Source organism: Microbacterium sp. SS28, from assembly GCF_022761035.1.
Lineage (GTDB): Bacteria > Actinomycetota > Actinomycetes > Actinomycetales > Microbacteriaceae > Microbacterium.
In genome coordinates this window covers 108667-127999 of the sequence record NZ_JAKWJP010000003.1, presented here as the reverse complement: position 1 = coordinate 127999, position 19333 = coordinate 108667, and the positions used below count along the sequence as shown (strand labels likewise).

Sequence of the window (19333 nt, the reverse complement as noted above, 5' to 3'; positions counted from 1 at the left end):
CGTGACAGCATCGGCGCTGAGCCCCCGCCTTCTTCACGGTCTCGCCGACGATGCGGAGCAGCGACTCCGCGTCGAGGGGACCGCTGTCGTCGTCGACATCTCGGGCTTCACGACGCTGTCCGAGCAGCTCGCCGCGGCGGGGCGCGAAGGCACCGAGCAGCTCATCGCGACGCTGTCGCGCATCTTCACGGTGCTTCTCCCCGTCACCGACGACGGCGGCGACATCGTCAAGTTCGCGGGCGACGCGCTCTTCGTGCTGTTCACAGGCCCCGACCACGCCCGGCACGCGGCGCATTCGGCGTGGAACATGAACAAGGTCCTCACGGCGATCGGCGACATCCATCTGCCCGCGGCCCGCGCAAGATTGCGGATGTCGGTGGGGCTGCACGCGGGAACCTTCGAGTTCTTCCTCACGGGCGGGCAGAACACGTCGGTCGTCCTGACCGGCGCCGACACCTCGCGGGTCATCGACCTGCAGTCGGCGGCGGAGGCCGGCCGGATCCTCGTGAGCGACGAGGCCGCGGCGCTGCTGCCCGCGGCCCAGGTCGCGAAGGAGGAGTCGGCTCCCGGCGCCCGGCGCCTCGTCAAGGGCGGATCGGTCGCCTCCGCCTCGCTCATGGCGCTCAGCGTCGGCCGCACGAGTGCCGCCGACCGCTTCCTCCCGCGCGCGTTCGCGCTGCGGCCGGATCTTCTGGGCTCCGAGCCCGACCACCGCTGGGCTGCGATCGCGTTCATCCAGGTCTCGGGCGTTCCGGGGCGTCCGAGCGACGACGACGTCGCGCTCATGGATCGGCTCACGACCCTCGTCGAGGACGTCGCGAACGAGACGGGCGTGACGCTGCTCGACGTCGACCCGGCCGTCGGCGGCTACCGGTACTTCCTGACGGCGGGCGCGCCGACGACGGCGGAAGACCCCGAGGGCCGGCTCATCACGGCGGCACTGCGGATCCTCGAGGCGAACACCCCGTACGGCCTGCGCGCGGGGGTGACGGCGGGCCGCGTCTTCGCGGGCTTCGTCGGCGCGATGTACCGCCAGACGTATACGGTCATGGGCGACCCGACCAACCTCGCGGCGCGGCTCACGGCGCGCGCCGAGCCGGGCACCGTGCTCGTCGCGCGGTCGACGCTCGAGCGGACGGGCCGTCCCTTCGAAGCAGAGGACGGCGGCACGATCTCGGTCAAGGGCAAGACGCAGCAGATCCCGGTCGCAGTCGTCACGGGGCATGGCGGCGCGACGATCCTGTCGGCGCAGCAGACGCCCTTCGTCGGCCGCCACGCCGAGCTCGAGCGCCTGAGGACGATGCTGACGGATGCTTCGGCCGAAGCGGGATCCGTGCTCACGATCACGGCCGCGGCGGGCGTCGGCAAGACACGGCTGCTCGAGCACGCGCTCGAGGAGACGCCGCTCCCCGTCCTACGCGCGTACGGCGACCGCTACGGCGCGAGCACGCCGTATCGCGCACTGCAGACCCTGCTGCGGCCCCTGCTGCGCATTCCGCCCGCCGCGCGCGCCGCCGAGGCAGGCGAGCGCCTCGCGCAGGTCGTCGCCGACCACTTCCCGCACCTCGTCCCGTGGCTGCCGCTCCTGGCGCCCGCGGTCGGTGCGAAGGCCGAGCCGACGGCGGAATCCGAAGCTCTCGACGAGGCGTTCCGCGCCGAGCGGGCCGCGGAGGTCGTCTCCGAGTTCCTCGCGGCGCTGACGGCGGGGCCCGGATGCCTCGTCCTCGACGACGCGCAGTGGGTGGACCCGGCCTCGGCCGCCGTCCTGACGGCGCTCATCGAGCACGATGCGCGGCACGCCGTGCTGCTCGTCCGCCGACCTGTCGAAGGCGGCGTCGGACCGCTCGGCGACGAGCTCGTGCTCGCGGGCCTGGGCGACGATCACATCCGCGACATCATCGAGTCGGTCGCGGGCAGACGCCTGCTGCCCACCGATGCCCGTCCGCTCGTCGCGCGCGCCGAGGGCAATCCGCTGTACGCCATCGAGCTCGCGACGGGCCTGGCCTCGGGCGACGACGCGCTCGGGATCGAGCAGCTCATCGGCGAGCGCATCGACGCCCTCACCGAGAGCGAGCGCACGACCCTGCGCCGGGCGGCCGTGCTCGGCATCCGGATCCCTCTCGGTCTGTACGTCAAATGCGTCGGGATGCCGCTCATCTCGGGGGGCCTCGGCTCGTTCCTCGAGCTCGGCGCCGACGGGGTGTCGTTCCGCAGCGAGCTGTTCCGCGATGTCGCCTACGACCAGCTCACGTTCCAGGCGCGGCGCGAGCTGCACCGCGCGGCGGCGGCAGCGATCGAGGCCGACCCGGGGCTCGGCGGCTCGGCGCGCAACGTGATGCTCGCCGCCCACTACGAAGCGGTGGGCGACTGGGAGGCCGCGCATCGCGCCGCCGTCGCCGCCGCGACCGCGGCGGAAGAGGCCTTCGCACTCGAGGAGGCCGTGCGCAACTACCGCCTCGCGGTCGAGGCCGCGCGGCGCTCGGCCGGGTCCGAAGACCTCCCCGCGCTGCTGCAGGCGCTCGGGCGCGTCTCGATCGCGGGCGGCTGGACGCAAGAGGGACTGGAGGCGTACTCGAGCGCGCGCAAGCTCATCTCGGACACCATCGCCCGCGCCCGCCTCGACCACGAGCGCGCCTACGCGTTCAACATCCTCGGCCGCCAGGACGAAGCCTCGCGCGCCCTGCGCACGGCCCGACGCGCTCTCACCGGGGCGGGCCCCGAGGGTCAGCGGGTGCTGGGCGCCGTCGCCGTGACGGAGGCGGGCGTGCGCCTGCGGCAGGCCCGCTGGGCCGACGCGCGCGCGCTCGCGAACGAGGCGATCGCTCTGCTCGACGGCATCGTGCACGACGACACGGGCCGCCGCGTCCTGGCCGACGCGCTGCGGTACCACGACATCGCGGCGAGCGAGCTCGAGGGCGACGCGGGCATGATCCACCTCTCGCGCGCACTCGAGCTGTACGACCAGGCGCACGACGAGCTCTCCAAGTCGAAGGTGCTCAGCCTCCTCGGCGTGCGCGCCTACTATCGCGGCGACTGGACGACGGCCACGGCCCTCTACGAGCAGTCGCGCGCGGCAGCCGACGCGGCGGGCGACGTCGTAGGCGCGGCAGTCGAGTCGGGCAACGCCGCCGAAGTGCTGATCGACCAGGGACGCATCGACGAGGCGCGCCCGATCGTCGATGACGTGCTGCGCGTCTTCGAGGCATCCGGCAACCACTACCTCGCCGCCTTCGTGACGGGCTTCGTGGGACGCATCGCGCAGCAGGCCCGGGATCCCCTCGCCGCACAGGCCGCGTTCCGCGCGTCAGCCGAGGCGTTCGCGGCCATCGAGGAGACGGATGCCGCGCTCGATGCGCGCGTGCGACTCGCGGAGTCGATGCTCGACGCCGGCGAACTGGAGGAGGCTGCGGCGCTGCTCGCCGAGCTCGGCGGGCACTCCGGCGACGCGCGCCTCACACGTCAGCGCGCGCGGCTCGCGGCCCTCTCGGGCGACGGCGACACGGCGCTCGCCCTGACGCTCGACGCCGTCGACGACGCCGGGGCGACGCCCCTTGAGAAGGCGCTGTCGCTCGCGCAGCTGTTCCACCTCCGCCCCGACCCCGCCGTCCGCGCCGAGGGCGAGCGGCTGCTCACGGGACTCGGCGTCATCAACGCCGGCCAGATCTTCACCCTCTCCCCCGTCACCTCCGAAGCGGCGCATGCCCGATGACCCCCGCTCCCCTCAGCCCCCGCACGGCCCGGCGCTCCGCCGGGATCGTCGCCGTCGCGGCCGTCGTCGCGGCGGGGCTCGTCGCGATCGCTCCGCCCCTCGCCGCGCCCGCGGCCGCCGCCGTTCCGCTCCCGTCGGGTGCCGAGCGGTTCGCCGTCTCGCGCACTGCTGCGGGCGAGTCGACCGAGCCGTACCTGACCCCCGACGGCCAGCGCGTCTTCTTCACCTCGACCGCCTCCGACCTCGTCGCCGATGACGACAACGGCGTCGCCGACGTGTTCCGGTCGGTGGCGGCATCCGGATCCGACGATCCGTTCTCCGGCGCACCCGTGATCGTGAGCGTCCCCGATGACGCGCTCGGCACCACGCAGGCGAACGGTGCGAGCGGCGACGCCGTGGCGAGCGCAGACGGCAGGTACGTCGCGTTCGCGAGCGCCGCGACGAACCTCGTGGCGGCGGGCGGCACGCCGGGTCGCTCGAGCATCTACGTGCGCGACACCGTCCGCGGCACGACCTTCCGCGTCGAGGCGCCCGCGGGCGAGCCCGACGGGCGCTCGTACGACCCCGACCTCGACGACAGCGGACGCTACCTCGTCTTCACCTCCGAGGCGACGAACCTGTCGGCCGGCGACACCAACGGCGCGGCCGACTCGTTCTGGGCCGATCTCGACGCGAACGGCGACGGTGTGCACGGCGACGTCGCCGTGTCGCGGTTCCTCCCGTCGCAGTCCATCCCGGGCGGCACCGAGCAGGCGCGGATCAGCGGCAACGCCGACACCGTCGTCTTCACGGCGCACCTCGACGACCTCGACCCCGCCGCCCCCGCCCCCTTCCCCGGCGACCACGTCTACCGCGGCGGCGGCAACGTCGGCGTCGAGAACGCGGCGCTCGTGCAGCGCGACGCGAGCCACGCCACGGTCGACTCGACCGGCACGACGTTCGCCTTCATCGACGAGAGCACCTGCGACGCGTTGCCGTCGGTCGTCGTCGCCACCCTCGACAACAATCTCTACTCCGTCGCCCTCGGCACGATCGGCACCGATCGGCGCGTGGGCTACGTCGCCGACCCCGAGATCGCGGCCGACGGCAGTCACGTCGTGTGGACCACGACCGTCCCCGCCTTCGACTTCGCCACTCCCGCCGTCGAGCTGACGCAGCCCGTCGTGCGCGAGCAGGAGATCGACTGGCGCGACGCCAAGCAGCAGCTCGAATGCGTCGCGACCTTCAGCACCGACTGGATCGATCTGGCGGACGGCGTCGCGCCCTCGCTGTCGGCGTCCGGCCGGACTGTCGCCTTCACGGCGCCGGCGCCGGCCGCGGCATCCGTCTTCGCGATCGACACGCACAGCCACGACGGCCTCGCGGTCTCGAGCACGCAGGGACAGCTCGTGACGCCGGGCTTCATGACCGTCATCGACATCGGCACGATCCCGCTCTCGACGCTCCGCGGCTACGCCTCGGCGGTCGCCAACGCACCGATGCACCGCCTGCCCATGCACCGGCTGCCGATGCACCGCCTGCCGATGCACCGGCTGCCCATCCACCGGCTCCTGGTCGAGGACTCGCCCATGCACCGGCTCCCGATGCACCGGCTGCCGATCCACCGGCTGCCCATGCACCGCCTCGACCTGCCCGGCGGCTGGGCGCAGGTGCTCGCCGACACGCCCTTCGCGGGCGAGCTCATCCAGAGTGTGACGCTCGACGAGGTGCTGACGTGGGCGGCCGCCGCCCTCGCGACGGGATCGAGCGCGACCGAAGCGGAGCGCGCCGCGGCGACCGTCATCCAGAGCCTCACGCTCGGCGATCTCAGCATCGACGACAGCGGCCTCGACGCGCTGACGCTCGCGTCGTACGTCCTGGGCTCGGCTCCGCTCGCGGAGGTGCCCATCGCGGGCGACGGCGAGCCACTCGAGCGCTGGCAGGACATCGCGGACGCGCAGGGCCTCGGCCTGACGGTCGAGCCCGACATGTTCCTCGCCGACCTCGACGCGGTCGGGCTCGACATCGAGCGGTCCGGCATCGACGCCGTGCCGCTGCGCAGCCTTCCGGTCGCCGCGACGCTCATGGACGAGCTGCGCATGAACGAGCTCTTCCTCGCCGGCACGCCGCTCGGCGGCGTCGAGGTCGCCTCTCTCGACGCGTCGGCGCGGGTCGCGCTGTTCGGGACGGCGGATGTCGCGGGCACGCTCGCGACGCCCACCGTCTGGTACCTCGACGACGCCTCGGCAGCCGACCTCGCACCGGGCGCACCGGAGAGCGTGACCCTCGGCACCCTGTTCCTCTCGATGCTCGACGCCGCGACCTACCCGTGGGAGCAGATCGCGGCGAGCTCGATCGACCCCAACCTCGCCGAGTCGGCGACCGGCCCGACGGGATGCGACGTCGTCCTGCGCTGCGGTCAGAACGCGACGTTCCTGTACACGTTCGACCCGGGCCCCGGCGAGCCGTCGACCTTCACGGCGCCCACGGCGACTCTGACGACCCCCGCCGGGACGGCGACCTACCTGCAGTGGGCGTCGGCCTCGGGGCCGGGTGGAGTCTCGATCTCGGGCCAGACGCCGTTCCAGGGCCCCAAGCAGGTCGAGGGCGGCACGATGCGGATCCCGCTCGCCGACACCCCCGGCGGCACGGTGCTCAGCGTCGAGGCCTGGTACACCGCGACGACGCTGCCCGGCGAGTCGCAGGCGACGGGCGAGCTCTCGAGCGGCGGCCTGGCCGGGCGCGCGACGCTCTACGGCGACGCTCCGCTCGACACGTTCGACGACCCCGCGCACAACCTCTACGACGGGCAGTGGGAGGCGCCGCCCGCGGCGATGATCGAGAGCCAGGTCTACTACGAGTGGCTCTCGCCCGGCTGGCGCGATCTTGACGACAGCGGCGACCTCGTCGAGGGACCCGCGCAGGACGAGGACTACTTCCTCGTGAATCCGGCGCCGGCGGGCAAGCGCCTCGTGATCTCGACGAACGCGATGGACGGGCAGATCGCCCTCGCTCTGTACGCGCCGAAGTCCCCCGACTCGACGCTCGGCCTCGAAGGAGCGGGCCCCGCGCCCGGGACGCCCGTCACCGAACAGAGCGGACCCGGCGGTCAGCCCGCCGAGTCGGGAGCCGATGCGGGCGTCCAGCTGCAGGATCAGATCCTGATCGACCAGGCCGTCGTGAGCGGCGACGGCACCGCGCAGATCGAGGCGGCGTCGACGGATGCCGCTCCCGGCGACCAGCTCCTGGTGCGCGTGACGAGCGGCAACGGCACGCCCAGCGCTGCGCTCTACTCGCTGCGCGTGCAGTACGTCGACGAAGCGCCCGAAGTGCACTGCACGCCGTGGAAGGCGGCCGTCACCGACGATCCCGGCGTCGAAGGCGTCAGCGACCCGGTCACCGACACGACGAACACGATCTTCCTCTTCGACGCGAAGCGCTACGGAGACACGTACGGCGCCGCGGCAGCCGACGAGGTGCGCGATGCGCTCGTGTCGCTCACCGGCGACGGGCACGTTGGCACGGGCCCGGTCGACGGCGCCGTGCTCGCCATCGACAGCTCTCCCGGCGTCGTCGCGGCGCGCGCGGCGCTCGACGCCAACCCGTGCTCGATGACGGCGCGCGCGGCACTCACGAGCGCGATCAACGCGTTCGTCGCGGATGCGATCGACGGCCACCGCTCTCAGATCTCGTCCGTCGTCATCGTCGGCGGAGACGACATCGTGCCGCTCGCCCCCGTCGCCCAGCACACGTCGCAGTTCACCGAGGAGAGCCACGCGGCCGACCTGCGGCTCACGAGCTTCGAGGGCGAGCCGTGCCCCGTCGGGATCACGCCCGGAATCGGCGTCGACCCCTGCGAGACGCCGCTGTCCGCGGCCGCGTCGACCTCGCACATCCTCACCGACGACCCGTACGGGCTCGCGACGGCCTACGACTCGCTCGGCGGGCACCTCTACGTGCCGACCGTGGGGCTGGGGCGCCTCGCCGAAGGCCCGGAAGGCACCCTCGCGACGATCGACCGCTTCCTGCAGTCCGACGGCATCCTGGACGCGGACTCGAGCCTGACCGGCGGGTACGGCGCGTGGAGCGAGCTGCCCGAGGAGGTCACGGAGTCGCTCGCGTGGCGCTCGGCGACCAACCAGCAGTTCAGCGACGTCTGGACGGCCTCCGACATCGAGAGCCGCCTGTTCCCGGATGCCGCGGAGAGCCCGCGCGTCGTGTCGATCAACACGCACGCCGACGAGACCCGCATGCTGCCCGGCGTGCCGGGCGCCGAGTCCGGCGACTTCGCCGACGGCGACCTGTTCCTCGCAGCGGGACACGAGGATGCCGCGCAGCTCGCAGGCGCCCTCATCTTCGGCATCGGCTGCCACGCCGGCAACAACCTGCCGGCGGGGTACTACGGCGACGTCACGGACTGGGTCGACGTCTTCTCGCAGGCCGGCGGCTATATCGGCAACACCGGCTACGGCCTCGCCAACAGCGTCACGACGGCCCTCGGCGAGCGCCTGCTCGCCCTGTACAGCGACTGGATCGGCGTCTCGCTCCACGGCGACGCCGTCTCGGCGGCGAGCGCCCTCACGTACGCGAAGCAGTCGTATCTGGGCGGGCTCGGCCTGTACTCGGGCTACGACGAGAAGGTGCTCATGGAGGCCGTGTACTACGGCCTCCCGATGTACACCTTCGCGGCACCCGCCAAGACCGAGATGCCCCTGCCCGAGACCCCCGACCTCACCGTCTCGGACGTCGACGGCCTCATGACCGCATCGCTGTCGTTCAGCCCCGAGTTCCACGAGAACACGACGCCCGACGCCGAGTACCTCACGGTCGACGGCGAGGCGCCCGTCGCGGTCCCGGGGCAGCCGATCCTTCCGAGCATCGTGCGGACGCTCGAGCCGGCCCCTCCGGGCCTCGCCCCGCGCGGCGTGATCCTCACGGCGCTGACCTCGGTCATCGACCGCACCGGCACGCCGGCCGTCGCCACGCCGAGCGTCGGGATCCCCGAGACGACGGCGACGCGCACGAACGTCGCGTTCCCCTCGACCTTCGGGACGATCACGCAGCAGCAGACACCGCTCGGTCCCGTCGACCTGCTCGTCATGACACCGGCGCGCGTCGAGCAGCCGGCAGCGGGCCAGGGGTTCACCGAGCGATTCACGGACTTCACGGCGCAGGTCGTGTACGGCGATGCCTCGTCGACCGACACGGCCCCGCCCGTCATCGCATCGATCGAGCTCCCCGGGCCCGGCGGCGGCACGATGTACGTCCAGGCATCCGACATCGAGAGCGACATCGCGTCGGTCATCGTCCTCGTGCAGCCCGAAGGGCAGACCGAGTGGCAGCGTGCCGACGTGACGCCGCCGGCCGAGGAGTTCGGCACGGAATGGTCGGCGACCGTTCCCACGACGCCGTTCCGGTGGATGGTCCAGGTCGTCGATGCGGCCGGCAATGTCGCGACCGAGACCTCCCGCGGGCGCCTCGGGGTCGCGGGAGCCGCTGCTCCGACGCTCGGCGACGCGGGACCCGACACGACGGTCGACGTCGGCGCGCGCGTCCTGCGCGCCGTACCGGTGACGGACGGCGTCGCGGGCGAGGGACTCACCGCCTCGGTCCGCCTCACCGCGGCGGACGGCGAGCTCGTCGCGACGTCGGCGGCCACGGTCGAGACAGGGGCGGACGGCACGACGCGCGCGCTCATCGATCAGGTCGTCCCGCGCTACGGCGCGTTCACGGCGACCCTCACGGTGTGCCGCGGCAGCGCCTGCACCGACGCCTCCTTCCAGATCGACACTCCCGCACCCAACTCCGCGCCCACCGCGACCGTCGTGCTCACCGCCGACGCGAACCCCGTCGAGCCCTCGAGCATCCTGACGGCCCACGCGACGGCGACCGACCCCGACGGCGGCCCCGTGACGGCCTCGTACGCGTGGTCCCGCAACGGCCTCCCCCTCGCCGGCGCGACCGGCTCGACGCTGGCCCTCGCGGGCATCGCGCAGACCGGCGACGTGATCCGGGTGACGGTCACGCCCGACGACGACATGACGCCCGGCCACGCGGCGTTCGACGAGATCGTCGTCGGCCGCGAGGTCACCCCGCCCGCCGCGCCCACGATCACCGCGATGGCCACGACGAGCGCCGGCGCCTACGTCGAGGGTGCATGGAGCATCTCGGCCGTGACTGTCTCGTTCGCGTGCACGCACGGCGCGCCGCTGCTGCTCCCCTGCCCCGCACCGCAGGTGATCGCGACAGACACCACGGCGGCGGGAACCACCGTCACGGGAACCGTGACCGACCTCATCGGCCGCACCGCGACGGCGACGGTGCTCGTCCGCCTCGATGCCACGGCACCGACGCTGACCCCCGCGGTGACCCCCGCGAAGGTCGAAGTGGGCGCCCCCGCGACCGCGACGCCGAATGCGACGGATGCCGCCTCGGGCGTGGCCTCGCAGTCGTGCGACGTGCCTCAGACGGCGACGGCGGGAGCGGCATCCGTCACCTGCCGTGCCACCGACGTCGCGGGCAACACGACAGTCGTGCAGGCGCACTACACGGTCGTGGCGACGCCGGACCCGGAGCCCGAGCCCCAACCGGAGCCCACGCCGACCCCGACGCCGCCGACGGCGACACCGACCCCTCCCGGCTCGACGCCACCCGCCACTCGCCCGCCGAGCACGCGACGCAGCACGGGCGGCCCGGGCGGCTCGGGCGGCTCGGGCGGCGGAATCGCGGCGCCCGTCCTGCCGGGTGCCGGGACGCTCCCCGACCGTCAGGCCCTCGGCCCCGTCGAGACCGACGGATCGAGCGTCTACTCCCACGGATCGGCGGTGCCGGTCATCTTCCGCGCGCTCGACGACGACGGCGAGGCGATCGGCACGCCCGGGTTCGTGCGCGAGATCGTCCTCGTGACGTCGCAGGATCTCGCCGCCGGCGCGGCCGTCAACGAGGCGTACTTCCTGCCGTTCCCGTTCGTCTACGCGGATGCCGCGGACGTCTGGCTCGGCACGATCCCGACCGCCGACCTCGACCCGGGCGTGAAGTACACCTACCGCGTCGATCTCGCCGACGGCACGTCGTTCACCCTGACGTTCGGAGTGAGCGGATGACCGTCGCCGACGAGGGAGTGCCGATGCCCGACGAAGCCGCCGTGACCCCCGGGCCCTCCGACGACGACGTGCGCGCCGCGCAGACCCATGCCCTGGCGTCCGAGATGCTCGCCGAGGTCATGGTCGAGATCGATCGCGCCGATCAGAAGGCCTCGCTTCTCATCAGCAGCCTCGGCATCGCCTTCAGCATCGTGCTGAGCGGCATGCTCGGCGGCGGTTGGTCGCCCGCCGACCTCGGCTCGTTCGGCGTCATCCTGTGGACGGTCGGCGCCATCGCAGCCTCCGCCTCGGTGGTCGCGGCGGCTCTCGCCGTCTGGCCTCGGCTCAGCAAGGGCCCGGGACCCGGGGCGATCACCTACTGGGGGCAGATCCGCGGGATGCCGTCACCGCAGGCGGTCGCGGCGGCGCTCGCGGAGCGCGGCCTGCAGCCGCCGGAGCGCACGTACCAGCAGCTCCTCGTGCTCTCGGCCGTCGCGCAGCGCAAGTATCGCAACATCCGGCAGTCGATGGTCCTCGCGGGGATCGCATCGGGCGTCGTGGTGCTCGCCTTCCTCCTCGGGTTCTGAATCGGAGCCCGTCATCGCCACGAGGGTTACCGTGGAATCGTGAGCGCAGTCGACGTCGAGGTGCGCGGCATCCGGATCGAGGATGCCGGCGAGATCCTCACGCTCCAGCGCGCCGCGTTCGTGCAGGAGGCCCTCATCCACGGGACGCCCGACATGCCGCCGCTCACGCAGACCCTCGACGAGCTGGGCTACCAGCTGCGCGACGACCTCGGGCGCCTCGCGAGCCGATGAGGCTGACGCGATGGATGCCGCGACACGGGCCGAGCTGGCAGATCTGAGGCAGCGGACCTACGGTCTGCACCCCGACCTCGCGGACGACCCGGCGGCGCTCGCGCGGCTCGACGCGCTCGAGCAGCTCGCCGTCGCGGAGCATGCGGGATCCCCTCCCGCGCGGGCAGACGGTCCGGCGAGCGCTCCGTCACCGAAGAGCGAGTCGCCGCCCCGTTCGCCCCGACCCCGTGCGCCCCGGACCGCCCGCCGGCGTGCGGGGGGATGGTGGCCGCTCGCGTTGACGCTCGCGCTCGTCGCGACGGCGGTCGTGGTCGCACGGCCCGGCTCGCCCCCACCGACCGCGAGCCCCGAGGAGCCGATCGGGACGACCTCCGACGCGGCAGCGGGCGCCGCGCAGCAGCCCGCGCCCGAGGTCATGCTCGAGGTTCCCCTGGACGACTGGTTCGGGGTGTCCAACCCCGCGCCGGACGAGATCCCCGTCTTCCCGACCGCCGCGACCGTCACGTGGGCCGCACCGCTCGGCGAGTACTACGGCTGGAGCCTCTGGGTCGCGGGCGCGTCGGACGGCGTCCAGGCCGAGAGGTGCGTGCTCCTGCAGCACGGCGGCATCTCGCGCAGCCGCTGCATCCCGGATGCCTTCCGCGCCTTCATGGCGCTCGTCGTGAGCCTGCCGTACCGCAGCGTCGAGGCCGACGAGCGCCCCGACGGCTTCGCGCCCGGTGACCGCATCGAGTTCCTGTGGACGGGCGACGACACCGTCCGCGTGCTCCAGTCCGAGGCCGCGACGCAGCCCTGAGCACGCCGGGACTATCGTTTCAGGGTGGTCCCGCTCGAGAACCTCCTCGCCTTCACGCTCGCGGCCCTCGTCCTCATCGTGATCCCCGGGCCGAGCGTGCTCTTCACGATCGGTCGCGCCCTCGCGCTCGGCCGCATCGGCGGCCTCCTGAGCGTCCTGGGCAATGCCCTCGGGCTGCTGCCGGTCATCGCGCTCGTCGCGCTCGGCGTCGGCGGGATCGTCGCGCAGTCGATCGTGCTCTTCACGATCGTCAAGGTCGCGGGCGCCCTGTACCTCATGTTCCTCGGAGTGCAGGCGATCCGGCACCGCAACCGCACGGCGGAGGCCGCCACGAACGGCGCGCCGCCGCGGTCGCACTGGCGTCAGCTCGGCGAGGGGTTCATCGTGGGCGTCACCAACCCCAAGACGATCGCCTTCTTCGTCGCGGTGCTGCCCCAGTTCGTCGACCTCGAGGCGGGCATGGTGCCGCTGCAGATGGTCGAACTCGGCCTCGTGTTCTTCGTCATCGCACTCATCTCGGACGGCATCTGGGCGCTCGTCGCCTCCGCCGCCCGCGACTGGTTCGGTCGCTCGCCGAAACGCATCGCGACGCTCTCGGCGACCGGCGGCGGCCTCATGATCGGCCTCGGCGGCATCCTGCTCTTCACGGGCAACCGGCACTGAGGATGTGACCGCCGCGCGAGGACCGGCCAATAGACTTCGTGCATGCCGGTGCCGCCCGAAGCGCGCGGAGCGCGCGAGGTCGCGCACAAGGTGCTCAACAACAACGTCGTGATCTCCGTCGACGAGCACGGCGGCGAGCGCGTCCTCATGGGGCGGGGGCTCGGCTTCCAGCTCAAGCCGTCCGACACGATCGACCCGGCGAAGGTCGAGAAGACGTTCGTGCTCGATCAGGCCGACGACCCCGAACACGTGCGACGGACGCTCGCCGACGTCCCGTACGCGGTGGTCGAGGCCGTGGGCGCCGCCGTCGACGGGGCGGAGCGCCGGCTCGGCCACGATCTCGGCCGGCGCCTGCTCATCGCCGTGATCGACCATGTCCAGTACGTCCTGGAGCGCCTCGACAACGGCATCCGGATCCCGACGACGACGATGCCCGAGCTGCGCGTCCTGCACCCGCACGAGTTCGCCGCCGCGACGCGCATGGCCGAGGTGATCAGCGAGCGGCTGGACCGCGAACTGCCCGACGAAGAGGCCGTGTTCCTCACGATGCACCTGCTCAACGCGACGCGCGACGAGCCGAACGGCACTGCCGCCCAGCTGTTCCGCCGTGTGCAGCACGTCGTCGCGACCGTCGAGACGGGACTCGGGGTCACCCTCGACGTCGAGAGCCCCGACTACGCGCGCTTCATCCTTCACGTGCAGTTCCTCCTGCAGCGCCTTGTATCGCAGTCGATGCTGCGCAGCGCCGACACGTCGTTCTTCGAGTTCGCGCGCATGAAGTATCCCGGCTCCTATCGCATCGCGGAACAGGTCAAGGGCTACGTGCGCGAGGCGACCGGATCCGACCTCACCGACGAGGAGCTCCTGTACCTCATCGTGCACGTCGAGCGGCTGGCGGGTCAGGTCGCGCGTGACACGGCCGGTGGCGGCGTGCTAGGGTGACCGACGCAGGGCTTCCGTCCTGCCGAGATATCCGGATTGTTACCGCGCGAGCGGGCAAAACCTGAACTCACATCGCCGAATCGGCGATGAACGAGTTCAGGTTTTTTTGTTGCCAGAAAACGGCGACGGACCGGCTGCTCGCTTGCACCACGGGCCGCGCAGAAGCGGCGAGAAGGAGGCGGATCCCCATGGCGGATCACGCGAAAACGGCCGCAGGGGTCCTCAAGGGCGTCGGCGGCGAGGACAACGTCCAGTCCCTCGTGCACTGCGCGACGCGGCTCCGATTCGTCCTGAAGGACGAGTCGAAGGCGGATGCCGCGGCCATCAAGTCGACGCAGGGCGTCATCACGACGGCCCAGGCCGGCGGCCAGTACCAGGTCGTCATCGGCAACGACGTGCCCGAGGTGTTCGCCGAGATCGGCAAGATCTCCAAGCTCGGCGGCGCAAGCGCGTCGGCGCCCGCCGCGGATGCGCCGCGCGGGAACCTCCTCAACCGCTTCATCTCGATGATCTCGGCGATCTTCACGCCCCTTCTCTGGGCGCTCGCAGGCACCGGCCTTCTGAAGGCGTTCCTCGCGGCCGCTGCGACGTTCGGCTGGATCGACACGACGACGACGACGTACGCGATCCTCTACGCGCTCTCCGACGCCTTCATCAACTTCCTGCCGATGGCACTCGCGATCACGGCCGCCCGCTACTTCAAGGCGAGCGAGTTCACGTCGTTCGCGATCGCCGGCGCCCTCATGTACCCGACGATCTCGGCGACGGTGGGAGCCGAGGGGCTCACGTTCATCGGCATCCCGTTCACGATGGTCACCTACGTCTCGAGCGTCATCCCGATCATCATCATCGTGTGGCTGCAGAGCCACGCCGAGCGGTTCCTCTACGCGAAGCTCCCGGCCGCGATCCGCCGCTTCGTGACCCCCATGATCGTCGTGCTCGTCGCGGTGCCCCTCGTCTTCGTCGTGATCGGCCCCATCTCGGCGATCATCAGCGGCTGGATCGGCGGCGGCATCGGCTGGCTCTTCGCCAACGTCCCGTGGCTCGGCGGCGCCGTCATGGGCGGACTGTGGCAGGTCTTCGTGATCTTCGGCCTGCACTGGGGCCTCGTGCCGCTCTTCACGCTCGAGTACCAGACGTCGGGCATGATCTTCCTCATCGCGCCGGTCTTCGCCGCCGTGCTCGCGCAGGCCGCGGCCGTCGCCGGCGTGTGGGTGCGCACGCGCAACAAGAACCTCCGCTCGCTCGCCGCGCCCGCGACGCTCTCGGGCTTCCTCGCCGGCATCACCGAGCCTGCGATCTACGGCATCAACCTGCCGCTCAAGCGGCCGTTCGCGTTCGGCGTCGTGGGCGGTGTCGTGGGCGGCGCCATCCTGTCGGCGGGCGGCGTCTTCTCGCTCAGCTTCGTCGTGCCCTCGGGCCTCGCGATCCCCGCACTCCTGGGCAACGGCAACATGACGCTGCTCGCGATCGGCCTCGCCGCCGCGATCGTCATCCCGTTCCTGCTTGTCGTCCTCATCGGCTTCAAGGACCCCGTGGAGGAGGAGAAGGTCGCCGCGGAGAGCACCGACCTGCGCGTCCTGAGCCCGCTCGACGGCACCGTCGTCGCGCTCTCCGAGGTGCCCGACGCCGCCTTCGCCGACGGCTCGCTGGGTGACGGCGTCGCGATCCGCCCGCGCTCGGGCGCCGTTTACGCGCCGTTCGACGCGACGGTCGTCGCGGCCTTCCCGACGGGCCACGCCGTGGGCCTCCGCCACGAGGACGGCGCCGAGATGCTCATCCACATCGGCATCGACACGGTCCGCCTCGGCGGCGAGCACTTCGAGCTCAAGGTCACGGCCGGCCAGCAGGTCAAGGCGGGCGACCTGCTCGTCGAGTTCGACGGCGACGCGATCGAGCGCGCGGGCTACGACCTGACGACGCCCGTCATCATCACCAACCCCGACCTGTACCCCGAGGTCGGCGACGCCGCCGCGGGCCCCATCGCGCACGGAGAGCCGCTGTTCTTCGCCCGCGCCGTCGAGGCCGCGATCCCCGCGAAATGACGGATGCCGGGGGCGGCGTCCGCGTCGCCCCCGGCTCAGACGCATCCATACGGAACCAGAAGAGAGACACCACACTCATGACCGACACGACAGTCACCCCCTTCCCCACGGGCTTCCTCTGGGGCGGCGCGACCGCAGCCAATCAGGTCGAGGGCGCGTTCGACGAGGGCGGCAAGGGTCTGTCGGTGCAGGACGTCATGCCGCGCGGCATCGTCGCCCCTCGCACCGCCGAGCCCACTCCCGACAACCTCAAGCACGAGGCCATCGACTTCTACCACCGCTACGCGGAGGACATCGCGCTCTTCGCCGAGATGGGCTTCTCGGTCTACCGCTTCTCGATCGCATGGAGCCGCATCTTCCCGAACGGCGACGAGACCGAGCCGAACGAAGAGGGCCTCGCGTTCTACGACCGCGTCCTCGACGAGCTCGAGAAGCACGGCATCGAGCCGCTCGTGACGATCTCGCACTACGAGACGCCGCTGCACCTCGCCGAGACGTACGACGGGTGGGTCAGCCGCGACCTCATCGGCTTCTACGAGCGCTACGCGCGCGTGCTGCTCGAGCGCTACGGCTCGCGGGTCACGTACTGGCTCACGTTCAACGAGATCAACTCGCTCCTGCACGCTCCCTTCATGAGCGGCGGCATCAACACGCCCCGCGAAGAGCTCGGCGAGCAGGCTCTCTACCAGGCGATGCACCACGAGCTCGTCGCCTCGGCGCGCGTCACGCGCCTCGCGCACGAGATCGCTCCGCAGGCCCGGATCGGCTGCATGGTGCTCTCGATGCCGATCTACCCGCTCACGGCGTCGCCCGACGACGCGCTCGCGGTCATGGCTTCCGACCACGCCAACCTCGTCTACGGCGACGTCCACACGCGCGGGCACTACCCGGGCTACTTCCTGCGGACCCTGCGCGAGAAGGGCATCGAGCTCGACATCACCGACCAGGATCGCGACGACCTGACGAACACCGTCGACTTCGTGTCGTTCAGCTACTACATGAGCATCGCCGAGACGGCGGGCGAGCGTGAGGTCGGCGAGGGCAACATCATGGGCGGCGTCGAGAACCCGACCCTCGACAAGAGCGAGTGGGGCTGGGCGATCGACCCCGTGGGCCTGCGCCTGGTCCTCAACCAGTTCTGGGACCGCTGGCAGAAGCCGCTCTTCATCGTCGAGAACGGGCTCGGCGCCCGCGACGAGCTGGTCGAGGTCGACGGCGTCAAGACCGTCGTCGACGACTACCGCATCTCGTACCTGAACGACCACCTCGTGCAGGTCGGCGAAGCGGTGCTCGACGGCGTCGAGGTGCTCGGCTACACGGCGTGGGGCTGCATCGACATCGTGAGCGCGAGCACGGCGCAGCTCAGCAAGCGGTACGGCTTCATCTACGTCGACCGCAACGACGACGGCTCCGGTTCACTCGCCCGACACCGCAAGAAGTCCTTCGACTGGTACTCAGAGGTGATCCGCACGAACGGCGCCTCGCTCGCCCGCTGACCGCCGCAGACTGAACAGAACGACAGAGGGTGCCGGATGCCGCCGATGACGGCATCCGGCACCTCATCGATTCCGAGGAGAATCCTGTGACCGCTCGCCGCCTCGTCTTCCTGGACGTCGACGGAACGATCGTCGACCACCGCCAGCGCCTCTCCCCCTCCGTCGCAGAGGCGGTGCGCCGCGCCCGCGCCAAGGGACACCTCGTGCACCTGTGCACGGGTCGCTCGCGTCGAGAGATCCCCGACTCGGTCGCCGCGATCGGCTTCGACGGCGCCGTGACCGCGGGCGGCGGCTTCGTCGAGTTCGGCGACGATCTCGTCGCGGGCTTCACGATGCCGCCCGCCGCCGTGATCGAGCTCGTCGCATTCCTCCGCGATCGCGGGATCGAGTACAACCTGCAGGGCTACGAGGAGGTGTACCCGAGCGAGAACCTCTTCGAGAGGGTGCGTCCGCTCTTCGAGGGCGACATCGCGAGGGAACGGGATGTCGCGGGCTCGCGCGACATGAAGACGCTCGAGCTGCGCATGGCGTATCGGGGACCGGCTCCCGCCGAGGGCATCGCGAAGGCGACGTTCTTCGGCTCCGACCCCGGCACCTTCGCGATCGTGCGCGACGGCCTCGGCGACCGGTTCCACGTGATCACGGGCACGATCCCCTACCTCGGCGAAGCAGGCGGCGAGGTCAGCATGCCGGGCGTGCACAAGGGTGCCGCGATCGAGCGGCTCGCCGAGCACCTCGGCATGTCGACGGACGACGCGATCGGCATCGGCGACAGCTACAACGACCTCGAGATGCTGCAGATGTGCGGCGTCGGGATCGCGATGGGCAACGCCGACGACACCGCGAAGTCCTACGCCGACGAGGTCACGACGGACGTCGACGACGACGGCGTGTGGAACGCGTTCGAGCGTCACGGGCTCCTGTAGCCCGCGTCCCTCAGTCGAGGAAGATGTCGGGGAACAGGTGCTCGTCGGGCGTGCCCGGCACCGCCGCGTAGCCCGAGAAGTCCGTGATGCCGGCATCCGTCAGCACGTCTTCGACCACGAGCGTCTGCCCCGTGTACTCGCGCGACGGCTTCGTGATGACCTCGTACGCCGCGTCTGCGTAGATCTCGGGCGTGCGGCTCGCCTTCATCATGCGGTCGCCGCCGAGCGCGAACTGCACGGCGGCCGTCGCGATCGTCGTGCGCGGCCACAGCGTGTTGGCGGCGATGCCGTCCTTCGCGAACTCCGCCGCGAGCCCGAGCGTCGCCATCGTCATGCCGTACTTCGCGAGCGTGTAGCCCGTGTGCGCGCCGAGCCAGCGCGGCGAGAGGTTGAGCGGCGGCGACAGCGACAGGATGTGCGGGTTCGCGCTCTCGCGGAGCATCGGCACTGCCGTGCGCGAGAGCAGGAACGTGCCGCGCACGTTGACGCCCTGCATGAGGTCGTACTTCTTCGCGGCGAGGTCGAGCGAGCCCGAGAGGTCGATGACGCTCGCGTTGTTGACGACGATGTCGATGCCGCCGAACTCACCCTGCGTTTCGAGCACGGCCCGCGTGATGTCGTCGTCGTTGCGCACGTCGCCCACGATCGGGAGCGCCTGGCCACCGGCATCCCGGATCTGCTGCGCCGCCGTGTGCACCGTGCCCTCGAGCTTCGGGTGGGGTGTGCCGGTCTTGGCGAGCAGCGCGATGTTGGCGCCGTCGCGCGCCGCGCGCAGCGCGATCGCGAGGCCGATGCCGCGGCTGCCGCCCGACATCAGGATGGTCTTGCCGGCCAGGGGCTTGTCGGTCACTGTCTTCCTCCGTTGATGATGTCCCGG

11 protein-coding genes are annotated in these 19333 nt (G+C 71.6%); 10 read left to right on the top strand and 1 reads right to left on the bottom strand.

Annotation, left to right across the window (positions count from 1 at the left end; all coding sequences use genetic code 11):
* Position 1 precedes the first annotated feature (1 nt).
* From MJ607_RS09765 to MJ607_RS09720, 10 genes are all read left to right on the top strand, one after another.
* On the top strand, positions 2 to 3709 hold the full coding sequence (locus tag MJ607_RS09765) for an AAA family ATPase (protein ID WP_243075397.1): 3708 nt from the start codon (positions 2 to 4) through the stop codon (positions 3707 to 3709).
* Positions 3706 to 10791 (top strand): hypothetical protein, encoded by a 7086-nt coding sequence (locus MJ607_RS09760; RefSeq protein WP_243075396.1) that lies wholly within the window; start codon positions 3706 to 3708, stop codon positions 10789 to 10791. The genes MJ607_RS09765 and MJ607_RS09760 overlap by 4 nt, the downstream gene beginning before the upstream one ends.
* A complete protein-coding gene (locus MJ607_RS09755) occupies positions 10788 to 11357 on the top strand; it encodes a Pycsar system effector family protein (protein ID WP_243075395.1) in 570 nt (189 codons plus the stop codon). The genes MJ607_RS09760 and MJ607_RS09755 overlap by 4 nt, the downstream gene beginning before the upstream one ends.
* Before the next feature lie 39 nt (positions 11358 to 11396).
* On the top strand, positions 11397 to 11588 hold the full coding sequence (locus MJ607_RS09750) for a hypothetical protein (RefSeq protein ID WP_279234552.1): 192 nt from the start codon (positions 11397 to 11399) through the stop codon (positions 11586 to 11588).
* Positions 11589 to 11598: 10 nt separating this feature from the next.
* Positions 11599 to 12384: a hypothetical protein gene (locus MJ607_RS09745; protein WP_243075394.1), complete on the top strand. Its 786-nt coding sequence runs from the start codon at positions 11599 to 11601 to the stop codon at positions 12382 to 12384.
* Between the two features lie 24 nt (positions 12385 to 12408).
* The gene (locus MJ607_RS09740; protein ID WP_243075393.1) at positions 12409 to 13047 is read left to right on the top strand and encodes a LysE family translocator; all 639 of its coding nucleotides are present in this window, start codon (positions 12409 to 12411) and stop codon (positions 13045 to 13047) included.
* Positions 13048 to 13089: 42 nt separating this feature from the next.
* On the top strand, positions 13090 to 13989 hold the full coding sequence (locus MJ607_RS09735) for a PRD domain-containing protein (RefSeq protein ID WP_243075392.1): 900 nt from the start codon (positions 13090 to 13092) through the stop codon (positions 13987 to 13989).
* A 188-nt stretch (positions 13990 to 14177) separates the two neighbouring features.
* Positions 14178 to 16034 (top strand): beta-glucoside-specific PTS transporter subunit IIABC, encoded by a 1857-nt coding sequence (locus MJ607_RS09730; protein ID WP_243075391.1) that lies wholly within the window; start codon positions 14178 to 14180, stop codon positions 16032 to 16034.
* Between the two features lie 77 nt (positions 16035 to 16111).
* Entirely contained in the window at positions 16112 to 17530 is a 1419-nt protein-coding gene (locus tag MJ607_RS09725) for a glycoside hydrolase family 1 protein (RefSeq protein ID WP_243075390.1), read from the top strand.
* Positions 17531 to 17616: 86 nt separating this feature from the next.
* A complete protein-coding gene (locus MJ607_RS09720) occupies positions 17617 to 18456 on the top strand; it encodes a Cof-type HAD-IIB family hydrolase (protein ID WP_243075389.1) in 840 nt (279 codons plus the stop codon).
* A 10-nt stretch (positions 18457 to 18466) separates the two neighbouring features.
* On the opposite strand, the gene MJ607_RS09715 is transcribed toward MJ607_RS09720, so the two are convergent.
* Positions 18467 to 19306 carry an NAD(P)-dependent oxidoreductase gene (locus MJ607_RS09715; RefSeq protein WP_308193821.1) on the bottom strand — a complete coding sequence of 280 codons (840 nt, stop codon included), beginning with the start codon at positions 19304 to 19306 and terminating at the stop codon, positions 18467 to 18469.
* Positions 19307 to 19333: the final 27 nt, after the last annotated feature.

Excerpts from the sequence above, each read along its gene's own strand:
- MJ607_RS09745 (WP_243075394.1), top strand. The coding sequence starts at position 11,599 with ATGGATGCCGCGACACGGGCCGAGCTGGCAGATCTGAGGCAGCGGACC.
- MJ607_RS09755 (WP_243075395.1), top strand. The coding sequence starts at position 10,788 with ATGACCGTCGCCGACGAGGGAGTGCCGATGCCCGACGAAGCCGCCGTG.
- MJ607_RS09725 (WP_243075390.1), top strand. The coding sequence starts at position 16,112 with ATGACCGACACGACAGTCACCCCCTTCCCCACGGGCTTCCTCTGGGGC.
- MJ607_RS09760 (WP_243075396.1), top strand. The coding sequence starts at position 3,706 with ATGACCCCCGCTCCCCTCAGCCCCCGCACGGCCCGGCGCTCCGCCGGG.
- MJ607_RS09730 (WP_243075391.1), top strand. The coding sequence starts at position 14,178 with ATGGCGGATCACGCGAAAACGGCCGCAGGGGTCCTCAAGGGCGTCGGC.
- MJ607_RS09735 (WP_243075392.1), top strand. The coding sequence starts at position 13,090 with ATGCCGGTGCCGCCCGAAGCGCGCGGAGCGCGCGAGGTCGCGCACAAG.